At 46.8% G+C, this 1,115-nt stretch carries 1 protein-coding gene; it reads right to left on the bottom strand.

Going from position 1 to position 1,115, the window contains the following annotated elements:
- Nucleotides 1–73: 73 nt before the first annotated feature.
- Nucleotides 74–1,115 (bottom strand): response regulator (locus R8O70_RS25925; RefSeq protein ID WP_318184551.1); only part of this gene is annotated, 1,042 nt, incomplete at its 5' end.

Below are 1,115 nucleotides of genomic sequence, written 5' to 3'. Positions count from 1 at the left end.
CTAACCCTTTAAGTTGAATAACACAAGCCAGAGCAAATGCTCTGGCTTTTTTGTATGAAGTTTAGTCAGAATGCTACTGCTCTAGATAAAGTTTTGCGGTGGTGGTGACCTTAATCATTTCATCTTGCAGTTCAAACATTTCAGGTTCAATTTCTTCAATGCTGGCTCCTGAACGAAGTGCGTGTTCAAGCGTAGCACAGAGAGATTTTAGCCTTGGTACGCCACAATAAGAGCTACTGCCGTGCAGTTTGTGGATCACATGAATTAACTCTTCACGCGAATAATCGTCTTGCTCAAGTGCGTGGTCGACAACTTCTTCTACTTCTGGAATGAAATCGATCAACATACGCAGCATATCTTTGGCTAAGTCTTCCTTATTAGCGCTCTGTTTCAATGCGGCTTGCCAGTCAATAATCACATCAGGTTGTGTATTTTCAGCTGTGGCAGGTGCTTCACTTGCTGGTTCATCGACGTAGGACGGCGCAACTTTCCCTATGCTTTCTGTACAGGTATTCGGATTCCAGTGGACCAACACTTGTTGCAGTACATGCTCTTCAATTGGTTTGGTGAGGTAATCATCCATACCTGCGGCGAGCAGACGATCGCGCTCCCCGGCCATGGCGTGCGCGGTAACGGCGATCACTGGTGTGTCTTTGTTTAACTCAAGCTCTTTGATGTTCTGACAAGCGGTCACTCCATCCATTAATGGCATTTGGATGTCCATAAAGATCAGGTCGTATTTCTTCTCGGTAGCGAGATTTACGGCTTGCTGACCATTGCTACAAGCCGTTACGGTTTCAACCCTTTCTTTCAGTAGTGCTGAAATCAGTTTTAGGTTTGCAGGGTTATCATCCACCGCGAGCACCGTCAGTGGCAGTCGTTCGCTTTCTTCTGTTTCAACAGGAGCGGCAATAGCTTGAGGGGCTTCAACATGTTCATTGATCAAACTTTGCAGCAACTTACGGCGAGATAGCGGTTTGGTTAAGCACTGGATTTGATGCTCGGTCATGATTTGGTCGGCAAGCGCTAATTCGGTGCTCGGTGTACCCATGATGACACTTGGCGCCATGCGCTTCGCTTGCTCAATCCAAGCTGCGACTGATTGCTCGTCATAA

This window comes from Vibrio sp. 779(2023), assembly GCF_033344285.1.
GTDB lineage: Bacteria > Pseudomonadota > Gammaproteobacteria > Enterobacterales > Vibrionaceae > Vibrio > Vibrio alginolyticus.
The sequence above is the reverse complement of the archived record's forward strand: the minus strand, read 5'-3'. Positions and strand labels throughout refer to the sequence as shown.